General features: G+C 56.7%; 17 protein-coding genes and 2 pseudogenes. 11 read left to right on the forward strand and 8 right to left on the reverse strand.

The window, feature by feature from the left end:
* Window positions 1-196: 196 nt before the first annotated feature.
* Window positions 197-1123, reverse strand: a complete 927-nt coding sequence (locus J3P84_RS16715) for a LysR family transcriptional regulator (RefSeq protein WP_434624530.1) — start codon at window positions 1121-1123, stop codon at window positions 197-199.
* A 180-nt stretch (window positions 1124-1303) separates the two neighbouring features.
* Between J3P84_RS16715 and J3P84_RS16720 the strand changes: the two genes are divergently transcribed.
* The 8 genes and pseudogenes from J3P84_RS16720 (at window position 1304) to J3P84_RS16755 (ending at window position 8272) form a co-directional block, all read left to right on the forward strand.
* The gene (locus J3P84_RS16720; RefSeq protein ID WP_434624532.1) at window positions 1304-2008 is read left to right on the forward strand and encodes a pirin family protein; all 705 of its coding nucleotides are present in this window, start codon (window positions 1304-1306) and stop codon (window positions 2006-2008) included.
* A 157-nt stretch (window positions 2009-2165) separates the two neighbouring features.
* Window positions 2166-2858, forward strand: coding sequence for a hydrolase (locus tag J3P84_RS16725; protein WP_434624534.1), 693 nt, complete (start codon window positions 2166-2168; stop codon window positions 2856-2858).
* 81 nt (window positions 2859-2939) lie between these two features.
* Entirely contained in the window at window positions 2940-3206 is a 267-nt protein-coding gene (locus tag J3P84_RS16730) for a XapX domain-containing protein (protein WP_434631390.1), read from the forward strand.
* A 73-nt stretch (window positions 3207-3279) separates the two neighbouring features.
* Window positions 3280-5280, forward strand: a complete 2001-nt coding sequence (locus tag J3P84_RS16735) for an amidohydrolase (RefSeq protein WP_434624536.1) — start codon at window positions 3280-3282, stop codon at window positions 5278-5280.
* Between the two features lie 78 nt (window positions 5281-5358).
* Window positions 5359-6285: a LysR substrate-binding domain-containing protein gene (locus J3P84_RS16740; RefSeq protein ID WP_434624538.1), complete on the forward strand. Its 927-nt coding sequence runs from the start codon at window positions 5359-5361 to the stop codon at window positions 6283-6285.
* A gap of 123 nt (window positions 6286-6408) precedes the next feature.
* A complete protein-coding gene (locus J3P84_RS16745; protein ID WP_434624540.1) occupies window positions 6409-7017 on the forward strand; it encodes a nuclear transport factor 2 family protein in 609 nt (202 codons plus the stop codon).
* Between the two features lie 85 nt (window positions 7018-7102).
* Window positions 7103-7337, forward strand: a pseudogene (locus J3P84_RS16750) (aldehyde dehydrogenase family protein); the annotation flags it as partial.
* A gap of 395 nt (window positions 7338-7732) precedes the next feature.
* Window positions 7733-8272 (forward strand): AAA family ATPase, encoded by a 540-nt coding sequence (locus J3P84_RS16755; RefSeq protein WP_434624542.1) that lies wholly within the window; start codon window positions 7733-7735, stop codon window positions 8270-8272.
* A gap of 61 nt (window positions 8273-8333) precedes the next feature.
* On the opposite strand, the gene J3P84_RS16760 is transcribed toward J3P84_RS16755, so the two are convergent.
* On the reverse strand, window positions 8334-9305 hold the full coding sequence (locus J3P84_RS16760) for a GlxA family transcriptional regulator (protein WP_434624544.1): 972 nt from the start codon (window positions 9303-9305) through the stop codon (window positions 8334-8336).
* Window positions 9306-9455: 150 nt separating this feature from the next.
* Here J3P84_RS16760 and J3P84_RS16765 point away from each other — a divergent pair, with 150 nt between their 5' ends.
* Window positions 9456-10346 (forward strand): MBL fold metallo-hydrolase, encoded by an 891-nt coding sequence (locus J3P84_RS16765; protein WP_434624546.1) that lies wholly within the window; start codon window positions 9456-9458, stop codon window positions 10344-10346.
* Window positions 10347-10412: 66 nt separating this feature from the next.
* Here the strand turns inward: J3P84_RS16765 and J3P84_RS16770 are convergent, their stop codons facing one another.
* Window positions 10413-11141 (reverse strand): hypothetical protein, encoded by a 729-nt coding sequence (locus tag J3P84_RS16770; RefSeq protein WP_434624548.1) that lies wholly within the window; start codon window positions 11139-11141, stop codon window positions 10413-10415.
* Window positions 11142-11388: 247 nt separating this feature from the next.
* Between J3P84_RS16770 and J3P84_RS16775 the strand changes: the two are divergent.
* Both J3P84_RS16775 and J3P84_RS16780 read left to right on the forward strand, forming a co-directional pair.
* Window positions 11389-11667 (forward strand): annotated as a pseudogene (locus J3P84_RS16775) (PAS domain-containing protein); the annotation flags it as partial.
* A 195-nt stretch (window positions 11668-11862) separates the two neighbouring features.
* On the forward strand, window positions 11863-12954 hold the full coding sequence (locus J3P84_RS16780; protein WP_434631393.1) for a methyl-accepting chemotaxis protein: 1092 nt from the start codon (window positions 11863-11865) through the stop codon (window positions 12952-12954).
* A gap of 551 nt (window positions 12955-13505) precedes the next feature.
* Here J3P84_RS16780 and J3P84_RS16785 read toward each other — a convergent pair.
* The 5 genes from J3P84_RS16785 to J3P84_RS16805 all read right to left on the reverse strand — a co-directional run bounded on the left by J3P84_RS16785 (window position 13506) and on the right by J3P84_RS16805 (window position 15950).
* Complete coding sequence (locus J3P84_RS16785) at window positions 13506-13760, reverse strand: colicin E3-like toxin immunity protein (RefSeq protein WP_434624550.1); 255 nt, start codon at window positions 13758-13760, stop codon at window positions 13506-13508.
* A gap of 66 nt (window positions 13761-13826) precedes the next feature.
* Entirely contained in the window at window positions 13827-14078 is a 252-nt protein-coding gene (locus J3P84_RS16790; protein WP_434624552.1) for a pyocin S6 family toxin immunity protein, read from the reverse strand.
* A gap of 107 nt (window positions 14079-14185) precedes the next feature.
* Entirely contained in the window at window positions 14186-14464 is a 279-nt protein-coding gene (locus J3P84_RS16795) for a colicin E3-like toxin immunity protein (protein ID WP_434624554.1), read from the reverse strand.
* Between the two features lie 68 nt (window positions 14465-14532).
* Window positions 14533-14763 (reverse strand): DUF7683 domain-containing protein, encoded by a 231-nt coding sequence (locus J3P84_RS16800; protein WP_434624556.1) that lies wholly within the window; start codon window positions 14761-14763, stop codon window positions 14533-14535.
* A complete protein-coding gene (locus J3P84_RS16805) occupies window positions 14760-15950 on the reverse strand; it encodes a colicin E3/pyocin S6 family cytotoxin (protein ID WP_434624558.1) in 1191 nt (396 codons plus the stop codon). The genes J3P84_RS16800 and J3P84_RS16805 overlap by 4 nt, the downstream gene beginning before the upstream one ends.
* Window positions 15951-16158 lie beyond the last annotated feature (208 nt).

A 16158-nucleotide genomic window follows, 5' to 3' on the forward strand; every position in this document is an offset into this window, starting at 1 on the left:
TTTGCGTAGTGAAGCAGTCATCCATCGATCAATCCCGCCAAGCCTGGGCAGTCGAGTTTCCAATGCTCGCGAGAAAAAACCCGGTATCCCGATTAGACCGCAGATAAACCACGCGGAGTCGGGCGACAACTCACCTATCAGTGGGTGGTATTTCTTTCAGGTCAGTACAGCGTCGCACGAGGTCGGTGGCCTTTCACTACACCTTTTCGCCCGTTTGCGCCCATGGAGCACTGCGCAGGTGATCGGCCAGGTAGTCAATGAGTGCTTGCACGCGAACTGGGCGGCTGCGCCCCGGAGGGGTGACGATGTGCAGCGCGATCGGCTCTACTTGCCAGTCTTCCATCACCGTTTCCAACAGCCCCGATTCCAGATCCTTCCAGGCCAGAAACTCCGGCTGCAGCGCAATGCCCAGTCCCGCCCGCAAGGCTGGTTCGAGTGCCTCGGCATTGTTGGCCTGTAAAGGGGCGGGCATTGCCTGGGTAAATTCTCCATGCCGTTTGTGCCTGAAGCGCCAGCCAGTGCCGCCGAGCGAATTGCTGTATTGCAACGCACGGTGCTTGATCAGATCCCGCGGATGGTCGGGACGTCCATGGCGTTCAAAGTAGGCAGGAGTGCCGACCAATAGGATGCGCACGGTGCACAGGCGCCGAGCCAGCAAACTGGAGTCGCTCAGGGTCGAGATCCGCAGGGCCAGGTCGAACCCTTGAGCGACCAGATCAATTATTTCGTCATTGAAGCTGATATCCAGCACCACATCGGGATGTTGTGCCATGAAGTCTGGCAACAATGGCGCCAGGCGTGAGACGCCAAACGACATCGGGGCACTCAAGCGGATCACGCCGCGCAGGCTAGTGGACTGCTCTATGACCTCAGCCTCGACGGCTTCACCCTCGGCCAGAATGCGCGACGCGCGTTCCAGCGCAGCGTTCCCGCTCTCGGTCAACGACATCTGCCGTGACGTGCGATGGAACAGCATGGTCTTCATGCGGGCTTCCAGGCGCGTAACGGCCTTGGAGACGGTCGCCTGCGACAGGCCGAGATCGGCCGCCGCACGGGCGAAGGAGCCTGCTTCCGCCACTTTGGCGAATATAGCCCAGGCTTCGAGATCCGGCATTTTCTTCATGGCATTCCTGGTAATAGTCCGATCACATTGATCCCATACGAGGCACCATCATGGGCATGAAACGGGCCATCATAGAACAGTGAAACCGGAAAGGATGACTTTCCATTCATTGCATTCTCCCCTCGCTCCAAGCTGGCTATAGTCATTCCAGGACATCCCACCCGACCTGGAGAGAGCAGGATGATCGAACGCCGTTCCTTCGACAGCCTCGGTGGTGCTCACCACGGTTGGCTTGATGCCAGGCATCACTTTTCTTTCGCCGAATACCATGACCCAACGCGGTTTAATTGGGGCGCTTTACGGGTCTTGAACGACGACACGATCGCCCCGAACTCAGGCTTCCCGGCGCACCTGCATTCGGACATGGAGATCGTCACCTACGTCCGCGAGGGCGCCATCACCCATCAGGACAACCTTGGCAACAAGGGTCGCACCGTGGCGGGCGACGTGCAGGTGATGAGCGCAGGCAGCGGTATTCGCCACTCCGAATACAATCTGGAGGCGGGTATCACCAAAATCTTTCAGATATGGATCACCCCTGACACGAAAGGCGATCCACCCTCCTGGGGCTCCAAGCCGTTCCCGAAAGGCGACCGTTCCGGCCAGTTCGTAGCATTGGCGAGCGGCGCCGAAGGCGATGAAGATGCGCTGCCCATCCGTACGAACGCGCGGGTGCTGGGGGCAACGCTGAAAACCGGCGAAACGATCGAATACCACTTCGCCGACGACAAACATTTTGGCTACCTGGTCGCAGCCACGGGCAGCGTCAAAGTCAACAACCTTGTGCTCGAGGCGCGCGATGGCGCCGCCATCCACGATGAGCAGCGCATACGCATTACCGCCCGCGAGGATGCCGAAATACTGCTGGTAGACGCCGCCAGCTGAATCAAAGGTCTCAATAATCAGGTGGACTTTGCGGCGTCCCCTGCATCCAGCCGGGACCGGCGACGCTTTGGCTCACCGGGACGGGCCGAGTGCTGCTCAGGCAGCCGCGCACACCGCCGCTTTCGAACCCATAGTTAATCGTTAAAGGAGCCCCACCGTGTCCAACACGTTGCTAGAAGTACTGACCCCACAAAACAGCCAACTCATCTTCATCGACCAGCAGCCGCAGATGGCTTTCGGCGTGCAGTCGATCGACCGGCAAGTGCTGAAAAACAATGTCGTGGGGCTGGCCAGGGCCGCCAAGGCGTTCGGTATCCCTACGACCATCACCACCGTGGAAACCGACGGATTCTCGGGCAATACCTACCCTGAGCTACTGGCGGTGTACCCTGAGAACGACATCCTCGAGCGCACCTCCATGAACTCCTGGGACGATCAGAACGTTCGCGACGCCTTGGCGAAGTCCGCCGCTGCCGGTCGCAAAAAGATCGTCGTTGCTGGCCTGTGGACCGAAGTCTGCAACACCACCTTCGCGCTGTCCTGCTTGCGCGACACTGACTATGAAATCTACATGGTGGCCGATGCCTCGGGTGGCACTTCGGTTGAAGCGCATAAATACGCCATGGATCGCATGGTTCAGGCCGGTGTGGTGCCGGTGACCTGGCAGCAAGTGCTGCTCGAATGGCAGCGGGATTGGGCACGCAAAGAGACTTATGAAGAAGTGATGGCGATCGTAAGGGATCACTCCGGCGCCTACGGCATGGGAGTGGACTATGCCTACACCATGGTGCACAAGGCTCCGGAACGGGTGAAGCACGGCGAGCGTATCGGCCCCAACCCAGCCGAGTAAGCCTGCGGTGACAGGAGCTATCGCGCATGCGCGATAGCTCCTGTCACGGCCGTTAGTGACCAAGAGAGGTTGAGCATGAAAATGTATGCATTGTCCCTGGCCGCTGGCCTGCTTGTGGGTGTGGTCTACAGTCTTCTGAGCGTGCGCTCGCCTGCGCCGCCGCTGGTGGCCCTGATAGGGCTGATGGGAATCCTGGTCGGCGAGCAAATCATCCCGATCGGCAAGCACTTGTGGTGTGGCACGACATTGAGCGCTGCCTGCGACAAGACAAGCGCCGTCAGCCATGTACTCGGTCAACTGCCTGGTCGACACACCAAGCAACAGACTGAGGAATCAAAGCCGACCTGAGCGACCTGCTCCGACGCTTGCGCACTCGCTGAAGGCCTTTGGCCAGGCGTTGCAACTATAAGGACAGCGACCTATGACATCCCGCCGAAAATTTCTGGGGGCCGCCTCAACGCTTGCGCTGGGTGGCGTACTAGGGCCCAGCGCCTTCTCCGACATGCCAAGAGCAGGAGAGTCCAACGTGACCCATTCCATTCCCGATACCATTTTCCGTAATGGTGAGATCACCACACTCAATCGCGCCAACCCGGTCGCGAGCGCCGTCGCCATCAAAGACGGCAAGTTCCTCGCCGTCGGCTCTGACCAGGAAATCATGCTGCTGGCGGGCCCGGCTACCAAGGTTGTCGACCTCAAGCGCCGTAGCGTGCTGCCTGGCCTGGTTGATAACCACACCCACGTGATCCGCGGCGGCCTCAATTACAATCTGGAGTTACGCTGGGACGGTGTGCGTTCTTTAGCCGACGCCATGGAAATGCTCAAGCGTCAGGTGGCAATCACGCCAGCACCGCAATGGGTTCGCGTGATCGGCGGCTTCACCGAACACCAGTTCATCGAGAAGCGCCTGCCGACCATCGAGCAGATCAATGCGATTGCGCCCGACACGCCGGTGTTCCTGCTGCACCTGTACGACCGGGCCTTGCTCAATGGTGCGGCCTTGCGTGCGGCCGGCTATACCCGGGATACGCCCGAGCCACCGGGTGGAGAAATCACCCGGGATGGCAACGGCAACCCCACCGGGCTGCTACTGGCCAAGCCCAACGCGATGATTCTTTACGCGACGTTGGCCAAGGGCCCCAAGTTGCCCTTCGACTATCAGGTCAACTCCACCCGCCACTTCATGCGCGAGCTCAACCGCCTCGGTGTGACCGGCGTGATCGACGCGGGCGGCGGTTTCCAGAACTATCCCGACGACTATGCCGTGGTGCAGAAGCTGGATGATGACGGCCAGATGACGGTCAGGCTGGCTTACAACCTGTTTACGCAGAAACCTAAGGAGGAAAAAGACGACTTCCTCAAGTGGACCTCCAGCGTCAAGTACAAACAGGGCAACGACTACTTCCGCCATAACGGTGCCGGTGAGATGTTGGTATTCTCGGCAGCGGACTTCGAAGACTTCCGCCAGCCTCGTCCGGACATGCCGCCGGAAATGGAAGGCGAACTTGAAGAGGTGGTGCGTATCCTGGCGCAGAACCGATGGCCGTGGCGGTTGCACGCCACCTACGATGAAACCATCACCCGTGCGCTGGACGTCTTCGAGAAGGTCAATCAGGACATACCACTGGCCGGGATCAACTGGTTCTTCGATCACGCCGAAACCATCTCGGATAAATCGATCGACCGTATAGCAGCGCTCGGGGGCGGCATTGCCGTGCAGCACCGCATGGCTTATCAGGGTGAATACTTTGTCGAGCGCTACGGCGCCCGCGCCGCTGAGGCCACGCCGCCGGTGAAGCGAATTCTCGAAAAAGGCGTGAAAGTGTCAGCGGGCACTGACGCTACTCGCGTCGCCTCCTACAACCCCTGGGTCTCACTGTCGTGGATGGTCACCGGCAGGACCGTCGGCGGCCTGAACCTCTATCCACAACGTAATCTGCTTGATCGCGAAACCGCGTTGCGGATGTGGACCGAGAATGTCGCCTGGTTCTCCAACGAGGAAGGCAAACGTGGACGCATTCAGGCTGGCCAGTTCGCTGACCTGATAGTGCCGAGCAAAGACTACTTTTCGGTCCCCGAAGACGAGATTTCATTTCTGACCTCCGATCTGACCGTGGTGGGTGGGCGCGTTGTCTATAGTGCCGGCCAGTTCACTGCGCTGGACGACAACCTGCTGCCGCCCGCGATGCCGGACTGGTCGCCGACCCGCACGTTCAAGGGTTATGGCGCCTGGGGAGAACCGGAAGGCGCCGGCAGGAACTCGCTGGCGCCGTTGCGCGCTCAAGCCGCTGCATCGTGCGGCTGCGCAAGCTCCTGCGGTGTGCATGGTCATGACCATGCCGGTGCGTGGGGTTCCAATGCACCGGTGTCGGATCCGAGGAGTTTTTTTGGCGCTTTAGGCTGCTCCTGCTGGGCCGTATAGAGGAGAACGAAAGGCAATACGCTTTCGGTACGCCGCCAGTCTGAATGGCATGTACGTCAATTCCCCTGGACTGAGACGTTGAATAAATTATCTGAAATGCATGCTTTCGTGGCGGTGGTGGACACAGGCAGTATTTCAGAGGCTGCTCGCCGTTTGGGCACCGCCAAGTCCATGATTTCCAAGCGCATTCAACAGCTCGAAAAACGCCTGGGGAGCATTCTTCTGGAGCGTGGCCGGCAGACTCGCCTGACTGAGTCAGGCGAGGTTTTTTACCGTCATTGCACGGGAATTCTGGCTGACATTGAAACTGCCGAAAACGCGGTGCTGACGTCTCAGTCGATTGTCCGTGGAAGTCTGCGTATTGCAGCTCCGATGGCTTTCGGCAGGCGATATCTGACGCCGATTTTGGCAGCTTTTGCCAGGCAATATCCTGAGTTGTATCTGGATATCGAGTTCGACGACCGCCGCGTCAACTTGCATGAAGAGGGTTTTGATGCGGCGGTTCGTATCGGCGAATTACCAGACTCTTCGCTGATGGCCAAAATAATTACACCCAACCGCCATATCATCTGTGCGAGCCCTGATTATTTGAATGCTCATGGGACGCCACAAATACCGCAAGACCTGGCTCAGCATTTCGCCGTGCTTTACGTCAATCGCGAACCACATGGTATGTGGACGCTACCGGTAAACGGCACATTAGAGTCGTTTCGTGTGCGCTGCCGAATGCGCACCAACTGTGGCGATCAACTGATGGAGGCGGCGAAGACGGGGCTCGGGCTTGCCATATTGCCCACTTTCCTGGCCGCTCAAGCCATTGTGGACGGTGAATTGATCGAAGTGCTGGCGCCTTATGCGCCACGTGGAGGCAATATTTCTGTTGTCTATCGTCAATCGCATAAAACATTGGCCAAGCTTCTCGCGCTGAGTAGCTTCCTTAGCGAACGGATCGGTAACCCGCCAATTTGGGACCGGCTGCTGGCATCCAGTTCGCAACCACAGTAGTAAGCCGTTCGAGAAAAACGAAACCTGGAATCAACTTTTCGAGGCTTATGGTGGGGAACTACCCGACTTATCCTGACTCCAGCCAAGCGTGCTACAGGCGTCTGGCAGGAAAGAAAGCGCCCCGTGAAAAATAATCAGAAACTGAGAAAACTCATGATCACTCCTAAAATCAAATCGCTCGCTGCAGCAATCACGCTCGCCACGTGCATCTTAACTGTCTCGCCAGTGTCGGCACAGTCGACTAGCGAAGCGCAGTCAGCTGCATCACTCTCGGTTGTCATGGAATTCCTGGCCAATACTTCGCCCGATAAAGTCGAAGCCGCTGCGCACAGGTTGGCGGCTCCAGACGCCACCTATGTTTCTCTAAACTTCGATAACCCGGAACTCAAAAAAATCATGCCTTGGACCGGCACAAACAAAGGCCCGAAAGCCTTCAGTTCGTTATTCATGCAGGTCTCGGATTACTGGAAGATCGAAGACTTCACCATCACTACCAAAATCGCCTCCGGCGAAGATGTTGCGATTTTCGGTAAGTTCACCTATCGCTCCGTGGCGGTCGACAAGGTGTTTACATCACCGTTTTCCGTTCACGCCAAGGTTCGTGACGGAAAGATGACTTATTTCCAGTTCATGGAAGATACCTACGCGTCCGCCAGTTCGTTCCGCCAGTCCGGTTCGTGGACCGTGAAGACATCAGCGCATGCAGCCCCCGTTACGGTCGGGACCAATTAACGACCTCTATCGCAAGGACGGAAGTCTTGCCGGCAGGACCGGGAGGCCGTTTGGGTTAGGCCTTGTCGACAATCCCCACCAGAAAAAGGTAGGGCCTGCTGCGGGCTGTCTAGCAAGATGGGCCCGATGATCGACCACAAGAACGTCGGACGCGTCGATAAAGTGGTCGAGCGCGCCATTGCAGAAGGCGCCGAGGTAGTCGTGCGAGGTGGTCCGGTTACGAAGGCCCGTTGTCGGAAGGCGCGTTCTTTCGCCCCGTGATTCTGGAAGTGAGCGATCCCACGCTCCCAGCTGTTCAGGAAGAGACATTCGGGCCGGTGAATGCCTGGGAATGGCCATTTTATTCAACCTCAATTATTTAGACGGCACATCGCGACCGAAGACGGCGTGCAGTTGTATTGCAAGAATTCGGGGCCGAAGCATGGCAAGTCGATACATTCAGCCAAGCGCGAGGGGATACTCCTGGTTGGAGCTGATGTCGAACTGAGTATACAAACAGAGAAATTTTCGCCTGGGTCCATACCGAGGTCGTTCGATCGGTCGAGCTTCGTGGAGAACTTGATCGAATGTCAGCTTCTGGCCGAAGGCGGTCGCTTGTGAAAGGCAGCTAATGGCCGATAACAGCCAGTCACGCTGGCCCTTTGTTGTTGACGGAGATGAGCATTGACGTAGAATCGCCGCCCAAAAAAAGCATGCACAGCAAGAGGTCGCTTCGATGCAACGGGTGATGATTGTTGGTCAACCTGGATCTGGGAAAAGCACTTTGGCGCGTAACCTGGGCCAACGCACGGGCTTACCGGTCGTTCATATCGACACTATTCACTGGCAGCCAGGGTGGGTCGAACGAAGCTGGGACGAGAAGACGCATCTCTGTCGCGAGGTCGAGTCCCTTGATCGCTGGATTTTCGAAGGTGGCCATTCAGCCACGTGGAACCATCGGATGGCTCGCGCTGATCTTTTGATATGGATCGATCGATCTGCGACGCTCCGATTTTGGCGTGTACTCCTCAGAACGCTGCTCCACCGAGGTCAGCGCCGGCCGGACTTGCCGGACAACTGCCCCGAATTGCTGGCGAATCTGCCAGAGTTTTTTAAGTTCATGTGGCAGACGAGAAAATCAGCCCGGGCGAAGATGAACCAACTCGTGGCGACTGCCCCCCCAACTTGCCGCGTGGTCTGTCTGCGGTCTAACCGGGATACAAGAATTTTTCTGGCGAGCGTTGGAAATTCGACTGGCCAGGCTCTGCGGGATTGATCGAAGATTGACTCCTTCAGCGCGAGGGCTTCCGGTATTGAGCGGCGCCTTCCCAATTCCCTCAAATCTTCCGCCCCACCCCAAGACAAAACATCTTCCGATAATCAGAAGGCGACGTCCCCAGATGCGCGCCAAAATGCTGCCTCAACGACAGCGACGTCCCAAACCCCACCTCCCCCGCGATGCACTCAATAGGCAACTCAGTCGTTTCCAGCAACGCCTGCGCCCTAGCCACTCGTTCAGCGGTCAACCATTTCGATACAGTCGTGCCGGTGGCTTCCTTGAATCGACGGGTAAAAGTCCGCCTGCTCATCTTCGCCATGTCTGCCAGAACGTCGAGGGACAGGTCGCCCGACAGGTTCATTCGGGCCCACGTCAGGACGTCGGACAGGTGGGTCTCGCCAGATAAATGCGGCACCGGGCGTTCAACATACTGCGCTTGGCCTCCTGGCCTGTGGGGTGGCGTCACGAGCATTTTCGCGGTGCGATTCGCCACGTCTGCGCCGAGCCGCTCGCGTACCAGGTGCAGGCAGCAATCGATGGCCGCGACCGTTCCGGCGGACGTCACGATGTTATCGGCGCTGACGTAGAGCACTTCGGGCTTGAATCGAACCTTGGGGAAACGTTGCGCAAACTGCTCACGGACGGCCCAGTGGGTGGTTGCTTCCTTTCCATCGAGCAGCCCGGCATCGCCGAGGACGAACGCTCCCAAACACAAGCCCACGATGAGCTTGCCTTGCGTATTGGCGAGCTCCAGCGCTTCTATGAGTTGGGGCGATGCAACAAGGGATTGATCGCCCCAAGCGGGGATGATGATGACGTCGCAGGTTCCCATCAGCTCCAGGCCGAGGCTTACCGACAGGCCAATGTCCTGGTCGGTGCTGATCACTCCGGGCACTTCTGCGCAGTAATTGATTTCATACCGAGGCCCATCGGGCGCGGGTTGCGCGGTTCCCAATACCATTCCCGGAACGGAAAGATGGAAAAGGCTGACGCCTTCAAAAGCTAGAACAGCAACGCGTATGGGGAGCATAAGGAAGCCTCGATTCGCCCTCTGGTCCCAAGCCGAACCACCTCGAGCGGTTGGCCCGATTATAGCGAAATATGTCATTCGGGCCACTGTTGGCTCGCGAGACATTCAGCAAGAATGGATTCCTCGATGTAAACAACAGGATCAATTCTTATGAAACTCAGAACTTTACCGCTTGCCGTCAGCATGGCTTGTGCCGTAGCCGCTGCCCCCGCGTTCGCCAGTTCGAATGCTCCCAAGGCACCTGACGGCTCTCACAAACTGGATCTGCAGCAGGTTCGTAACGCGACGGTGAAAATCACCTACGGTGGCACCACTTTCCTGATTGATCCGATGCTGGCAAAAAAAGGCGCTTATCCGGGTTTTGAAAACACCTATCGAAGCAACCTGCGCAACCCCTTGGTTGATCTGACGGAATCACCGGAGAAAGTTATCGCCGGAGTCGACGCCGTCATCGTCACCCATACGCACCTGGATCACTGGGACGATGCCGCGCAGAAAGCGCTGCCTAAAGACATTCCGTTGTTCGCCCAACATGAAGAAGATGCACAGCTGATTCGTTCCCAGGGTTTCAAGAACGTACGCGTGCTGACGGATGAAGCCGAATTCGGCGGCGTGAAGATCACCAAGACCGGCGGCCAGCATGGCACTGACGAAATGTATGCCGTGCCAGCGCTCGCAAAACCGCTAGGCGAAGCCATGGGCGTGGTTTTCCAATCGCCGGGCTATAAGACGCTCTACCTTGCAGGTGACACGATCTGGCGTAGCGAGGTCGACCAGGCCATCAACCAGTACCGCCCGGAAGTTATCGTGCTCAACGCCGGGAAGGCAAAAATGGCGGGATTCGACGGCTCGATCATCATGGGTGAGGAAGATGTGCTTCGCGCCTCAAAAGCCGCGAAAAACGCACAGATTGTCGCGGTGCACATGGACGCGATCAACCATATGTCCCTGACCCGTGAAGAACTGCGCGCTTACGTCAAGAAGCAAGGGATTGAGGGGCGTGTGGACATTCCGGAAGATGGGGCTTCGCTGGAGTTCTAAATGTGGAAGGGGACAGGTTTTATTCAGCGAATAAATCTGTCCCTTTATCCTCAATGCCATTAACACTCAAACCCGCACCGAAAACCGCTCCGCCGCCCGCCTCTCGAACATCGCCTGTTCCGTCTCCCGCGTCGCCCGCTCGCCCTTGTACGCCAACTGATTGAAAAACAACCCGTCGGAATATTCCTGTATGGACACCGACCCACGGTCTTTCAGCAACGGGGCCAGATCGATTGTTTTGGCGAAGTTTTCCTTGGTCAGGCTGTAGAGGCCCAGGTAGCTGCCGGACCAAGGCGAGTCGGCGTCGACCAGGTCGATGGAGGCGTCGCGAACTGCGATGGCGGCGGCTTTCAGGTCCTTGGAGTCGTTGAGCAGATTGGTTAGCCGTTGGATATCGGAACTGCTGAGCTTGCCGGCGGAGTTGAGCACCTTCAGGCTGCCGTCGGCTTCTACAGTGAAGCCGTATTTCTTCCCGGCCAAGTCCGGGTGGGTCGTCGAGAGCGTGGATTGGAAATCCTCGAACGACGACTTCAGCGTACTGGTCGCCCCTTTGAGGATCTCTACGTATCGAGGAAAGTCCGGTGATTGCGAACGCCCGATCCAGGTCTCGATCGCCACAGGCATCGGCATTGTTGCCTGGGCTTCTTCGCTGGGATGGAAGATGGCCGCTGGGCTGGCGTTTGCCAGGAGTTCTTTCGCAGCGTCTGTCGGCGCCTTGGTCACGAGCGCCTGTTCGGAGCGCGTGAGGTTGGTATTGGCCGGCGGGATGTAAGCGGAACTGACGGTGAGTACCATTTTTCATCGGTCCATGATCGGCGGGTTCGTTCAGGTTATCGGCGGTGCTGGATCCAACTTTAGAAGATCGCTCCATGTCGCCAGCTTCGTAGCTTCTGGAGGGGGTGCGTTCCGCAGCCTGGGCTGATGATTGAATCCGTGGAAAGAATCACCACAGTTGATTGTTACCAGAGTATTTCATCGGCATTTCATCAACTTTTCTGAACGGCAGTCGATGGACTTGCAGATCCCAGGGAGCAGTTCAGAAATGAGAAACAATCAACCGGTCACGCAACGTGAGATTTCACTCGCACCTCAGCAGAAGCTGATTTCCACCACGGATACGCGAGGCGTCATCACGTATTGCAATGACGCCTTCGTCGAGATCAGCGGATTCGACAAGGTGGACCTGATCGGCGCACCACAGAATATCGTTCGTCATCCGGATGTGCCGCCCGCCGTGTTTGCGCATATGTGGGCAGCGCTCAAGCAAGGCAAGCCGTGGATGGGGATCGTCAAGAACCGCTCGAAAAACGGCGACCATTATTGGGTCAATGCCTACGTCACGCCTGTTTACGAAGGGAGCCAGGTCGTCGGTTACGAATCGGTACGAGTCAAGCCGACGGCCAGCCAGATCCGCCGCGCCGAAGCGCTCTACAAACGCATCAGGCTCGGCAAGGCAGCTGTCCCGGGTGTTGATCGGTGGTACCCCTTCCTGCTCAGTTGGGTACCGGTTCTGTTGATGGGTTTATTGGGCACAGTAGGCGGCGCCTTCCTCAATACCGCCATGGCGATGCTGCTTGCTGTCGGAATATCGATTCCGGTCGGGTTGATCATCTCGCGCCAGCAGAACAAAGGCGCGCTGCGTCTGTTGGAAATGGCCGAGGCATCAACCTCGGATGCGTTGCTGGCGAAAATGTACAGCGACGAGCGCGGCCTGCAGGCTCGCCTTGAAACAGCTTTCGAGAGCCAGGCATCCCGGCTCAAGACGTGCCTCACTCGCCTTCAGGACACCGCCGAGCAACTGACCGGTTTGGCCGGCAGGTCCGATGGCCTGGCCGCCGACAGTTCACGCGGGCTTGAACGCCAACGCGTCGAGACTGAGCAAGTGTCGGCCGCGGTGAATCAGATGTCGGCGACCACCCAAGAGGTCGCCAGTCATGTCCAGCGCACGGCTGACGCTACCCAGGAAGCCAACGTGCTGACCGGGCGCGGACGCGACGTGGCCCGTGACACCCGCCAGGCGATTCAGCGTCTCTCCGAGGTCGTGGGCGAAACAGGGCTGACGGTCGCGCAGCTGGCCAAGGACAGCAACGAAATCGGGACGGTGGTCGATGTCATCAAAGGCATTGCCGACCAGACCAACCTGCTGGCGTTGAACGCCGCCATCGAAGCCGCGCGCGCCGGAGACATGGGCAGAGGGTTCGCGGTGGTTGCCGATGAAGTGCGCCAACTGGCACAGCGCACGACTGAGTCCACCACGCAGATTCATAGCCTGATTTCCAAGCTGCAGGTCTCCTCCAACAACGCCGTGAAAACCATGGAAAGCGGCCATCGACAAGCTGAGGAAGGCGTCGCCTGGGTGCTTGAGGCAGACAAAGCACTGATCGGTATCAGCGAAGCCGTGGCACACATCACCGACATGACCACCCAGATTGCCGCGGCGACAGAAGAGCAAACCGCGGTGGCCGACGAAATCAGCCGCAATATCACCACTATCGCGAACCTGGCAGACCAGACCTCCGAACAGGCCAGGCACTCCGCGGAACTGAGCAAGGAATTGACGCAAACAGCCATGACCCAGTACTCGTTGGTAGAGCGATTTAACCGCTAGGTCATCAACCGAATTGAATTCGCTTTGCCAAAGCTGATGTTGCGCCATTACGGATTTGATGGCCGGGTACCGGGGCAACCAGACCTGGGTCTGCAGGTGAATGCCAACAATTTTGGCAGCCGTTATTATTCGACTACTGCCAATTCGGCGAGTTTGGAGGGGATGGATATGGTAATTCGAGAAATATGATGTTGAGTGCCAAGTACAGTTTCTAAGAACCTCTGTCTAGCCCTGGAACAGATGTGCATGTTTCAGGACTAGATACAGCGCTCTAATTTCTCAGGAAATTATCTACGGACTATTCTCCAGTGGTGGTTAGATAAAGCAACAAGCCTCGCGGCAGCGCTATCGAGCAAAACTCTTCCAACGCCCTAGCTTGAGACTCAGTCAACTCATAATCGTAAAAATAATTTTCCTTTCTTACCCAGCCCATGATTTCTGCCAGATCTGGGCTACCAATGCAGAGAGTTATCTCCCAACAAGCAAAATCGTTCCCTTCAACTACTCCCATGATTCTGTGCTTCAAAGGACCGGCCCAAGTAATTGTTATGTTACCAAGCGGCTCGGTAACGAAATGAGATCTGGTAATCAAACTGTTCGGGAACGAGCAGGTGGCTGAAGAAGGGTTGAAGAATCGGAATCCATTCTTCCAGCACATCAAAGCCACCGTCATAGATGTTTGGCTCGCTCTCTAGACCCAGTGCGGCGATAGCTGACTTATCTTCCCGTAAATCTTCCGAATATTCCTTACCTTCACCCCACTCCGTTTTCGGGTCATACCAGTCCATCCTTAACTTTAAGCCCATTGAACCGTCGCCATATCTGTACGCCTTCTTCTAGCGCAAGAGCTAATAAGCGCCGTAAAACTCTCGCTAGTCGGCTGTCGCCCCAATAAAATATTCCAGTCCCACGGGGAGCTTCCTGCCCAGGATCGCTTCAACTCTCTTGAGCTGCTCTTCCGTAATTTCCTGCTCCCCTGGACCAATTTTGCTGAATGGTTTTGCTTCGGCCATCTGAGCCAAGGCTTCTTTTTGTTCGATGTCTTTTATATCAATCTCAAATTGTAGTGAGTCGTCATTTTTTTCATCCGGGTAAAAACCAGTTATCGAGTAATAAGGCACCATTCTCTCCCGCTACTACGTTTTTGGACCAGCTCGGCAAGCATAGTCTTGCTAAGCACCCATCCAGCACAGACCCCATATAAAAAAATCCCAAGATGGAAATCCAAGTATTACCAGCTGTCTCGATAATCGAAGGCTACTTGATAGTCATAACGATCCCAATCAATAAGATGTTGAAAATAGGGCCGAAGAATTTCTATCCATTCCAAGGGAACATTAAATCCACCGTTATTTATATTATTCTCGAAAGGAATGCCCAAAGCGTCGATGACAGCACCGTCATCACCGAAGTCGTCCGAGTACTCCTCCCCCTCGAAAGATTCGGTTTGTTTGCTATACCACTCGAGCCTCAGTTTGAGTCCCATTTGAACCTCAAAAATTATTTCCATGCAGTCCTTTCCTTAGGACATTCAACAAACCAAACTAAAACACCTTCAACTCCTCCCCTCCTCCTGCTTTACTCAAGGCAGACAATTTGGATAATGACGTTATCCCCATTTAATGCGGTACTGGTCCACCTCTCTAATACCTCTACCTGTTCCGACGAGAGGTCATAGCCATCGTACGGGTCTTCAGGTTGCGTCCAGCCCATTAGTTCGCTCAATTGAGTCGAGTACGACTTTGGAATCTCCACGCTCTGCAGCAATTCCTCAGTTCCCGCGTCGAAAACCTCAATGACGTGCCTCATTTTTCAACCCTCCTAGATGGATCAGCAGGTTTTGTTTGCTCCCCCGTTACGAAATCGAACTCGCCGAGGTGCTTACCTTGCTTTGTATATACTTCTAGCGCGCCATGTTGAGAGTCCCATTCATAGATTTTTCCCGCGCGATCCTTCCATCGTCGACGTTTTTTACCTCCGCCACGTACAGACGTTTTCAAGGGGGCGGACTTCGCGTCTGCAAAGGCGGGAAGCGACAGTGGAGATGGGTAATACTTATGATCCCCCGGAACACTCAAAACCACATAAACCGGCCGAACCCCCGAGTCCACCGGAAACACCAGAATGAAATCTTTGTACTCCGGCGGATAGATCGGGTTGACGATGATGCTGTCCGCCACGGGCGTCGGCGGATAAATCCAGATGTGTGGCGTCTGAGGCGCGGCTTCCAAGGCCGGGATGCCGAGGGTGTCGGAGGGGTCGATGGCTGGGGTCCAGATCAGTTCGATGCCGTCGCCAAGGTCGGCGACGTATTGGTCGGCACGCGGCGTCAGCTGGATGACGTCGACCATTTCCCAGTCGCGGTTCTGGCCGGTGTAGAAGCCATAGCCCTTGAGGCTGCCATCGGCCTGCTGCTCGATGCTCAGGCGCATGCGGCTGCGGGCCTGTTTGAGATTGCGCAACTGGTCTTCGCTGTAGAGTGCGCTGTCGCCGAGGCTGGAGGGCCAGAGCAAGGCGACGATGCCGGTCAACAGTGCGGCGCCGACCGTGCCGCCGATGGCTCCGGCGGTTGACACTGCGGAACCGCCCAGTGCGAGCCTACCCATTGCGGCGGGTATCGCGCTTGAGCCAATCTGCTTCAGGGGAAGGGTTCCCGACGCGTCGGGGCTCCTGGCGCCAAGCCACATCAGATCGCCGTACTGCTTGATCAGGTCCGGCGGAACAAAGCCGTTGGGGTTGCTGTAGTCAATGATTCCGTTGGGCAGCGCGCAGCTTTTGGCGAACACCGACCCGGTGATGACGAGAGGCGTTCTTTCAACCTTGGCCCAACGTTGTTTTTCGTAAGCAGCCTGTCGGGCAAGCATGGCTTTGTGGCTACGCTGGAGTGCTTCGTACTCCGCCACCTCGCTGGAGGTCATGTCTCGATAGGAAACGCGGTGCCCTTCTCCAGAAGGTGGATTGCGAATTTTGGGCAGGTCTTTGGGGCGTGTGGTCACGAGTCGCGAATCTCATCCTGAAAATCCAGGACGGACGCTAACGCAAGGGGTAAGCGCGGCGATGTAGGACGCGTCTTGAATTGGCTACTCCGTTTTCCTCAAACGCCAGAGGGCCGGGGTCGAAATTTTTAGCGGAACCGCACAAAGCTGCTTATGAGTCTTTCCCAACAGTTTGCGAGTTCACTATCCTACGCATCCAACCCAAACG

The organism is Pseudomonas sp. Z1-29 (assembly GCF_051131995.1).
In the GTDB taxonomy this organism is placed as follows: Bacteria; Pseudomonadota; Gammaproteobacteria; order Pseudomonadales; family Pseudomonadaceae; genus Aquipseudomonas.

What these genes read in the sequence shown, in the direction of transcription:
- J3P84_RS16780 (WP_434631393.1), top strand. Translation starts at nt 11,863, where the DNA reads ATGGGTTTATTGGGCACAGTAGGCGGCGCCTTCCTCAATACCGCCATG.
- J3P84_RS16755 (WP_434624542.1), top strand. Translation starts at nt 7,733, where the DNA reads ATGCAACGGGTGATGATTGTTGGTCAACCTGGATCTGGGAAAAGCACT.
- J3P84_RS16730 (WP_434631390.1), top strand. Translation starts at nt 2,940, where the DNA reads ATGTATGCATTGTCCCTGGCCGCTGGCCTGCTTGTGGGTGTGGTCTAC.
- J3P84_RS16770 (WP_434624548.1), bottom strand. Translation starts at nt 11,141, where the DNA reads ATGGTACTCACCGTCAGTTCCGCTTACATCCCGCCGGCCAATACCAAC.
- J3P84_RS16760 (WP_434624544.1), bottom strand. Translation starts at nt 9,305, where the DNA reads ATGCTCCCCATACGCGTTGCTGTTCTAGCTTTTGAAGGCGTCAGCCTT.
- J3P84_RS16800 (WP_434624556.1), bottom strand. Translation starts at nt 14,763, where the DNA reads ATGAGGCACGTCATTGAGGTTTTCGACGCGGGAACTGAGGAATTGCTG.
- J3P84_RS16795 (WP_434624554.1), bottom strand. Translation starts at nt 14,464, where the DNA reads ATGGAAATAATTTTTGAGGTTCAAATGGGACTCAAACTGAGGCTCGAG.
- J3P84_RS16720 (WP_434624532.1), top strand. Translation starts at nt 1,304, where the DNA reads ATGATCGAACGCCGTTCCTTCGACAGCCTCGGTGGTGCTCACCACGGT.
- J3P84_RS16735 (WP_434624536.1), top strand. Translation starts at nt 3,280, where the DNA reads ATGACATCCCGCCGAAAATTTCTGGGGGCCGCCTCAACGCTTGCGCTG.
- J3P84_RS16785 (WP_434624550.1), bottom strand. Translation starts at nt 13,760, where the DNA reads ATGGGCTTAAAGTTAAGGATGGACTGGTATGACCCGAAAACGGAGTGG.
- J3P84_RS16715 (WP_434624530.1), bottom strand. Translation starts at nt 1,123, where the DNA reads ATGAAGAAAATGCCGGATCTCGAAGCCTGGGCTATATTCGCCAAAGTG.
- J3P84_RS16765 (WP_434624546.1), top strand. Translation starts at nt 9,456, where the DNA reads ATGAAACTCAGAACTTTACCGCTTGCCGTCAGCATGGCTTGTGCCGTA.
- J3P84_RS16790 (WP_434624552.1), bottom strand. Translation starts at nt 14,078, where the DNA reads ATGGTGCCTTATTACTCGATAACTGGTTTTTACCCGGATGAAAAAAAT.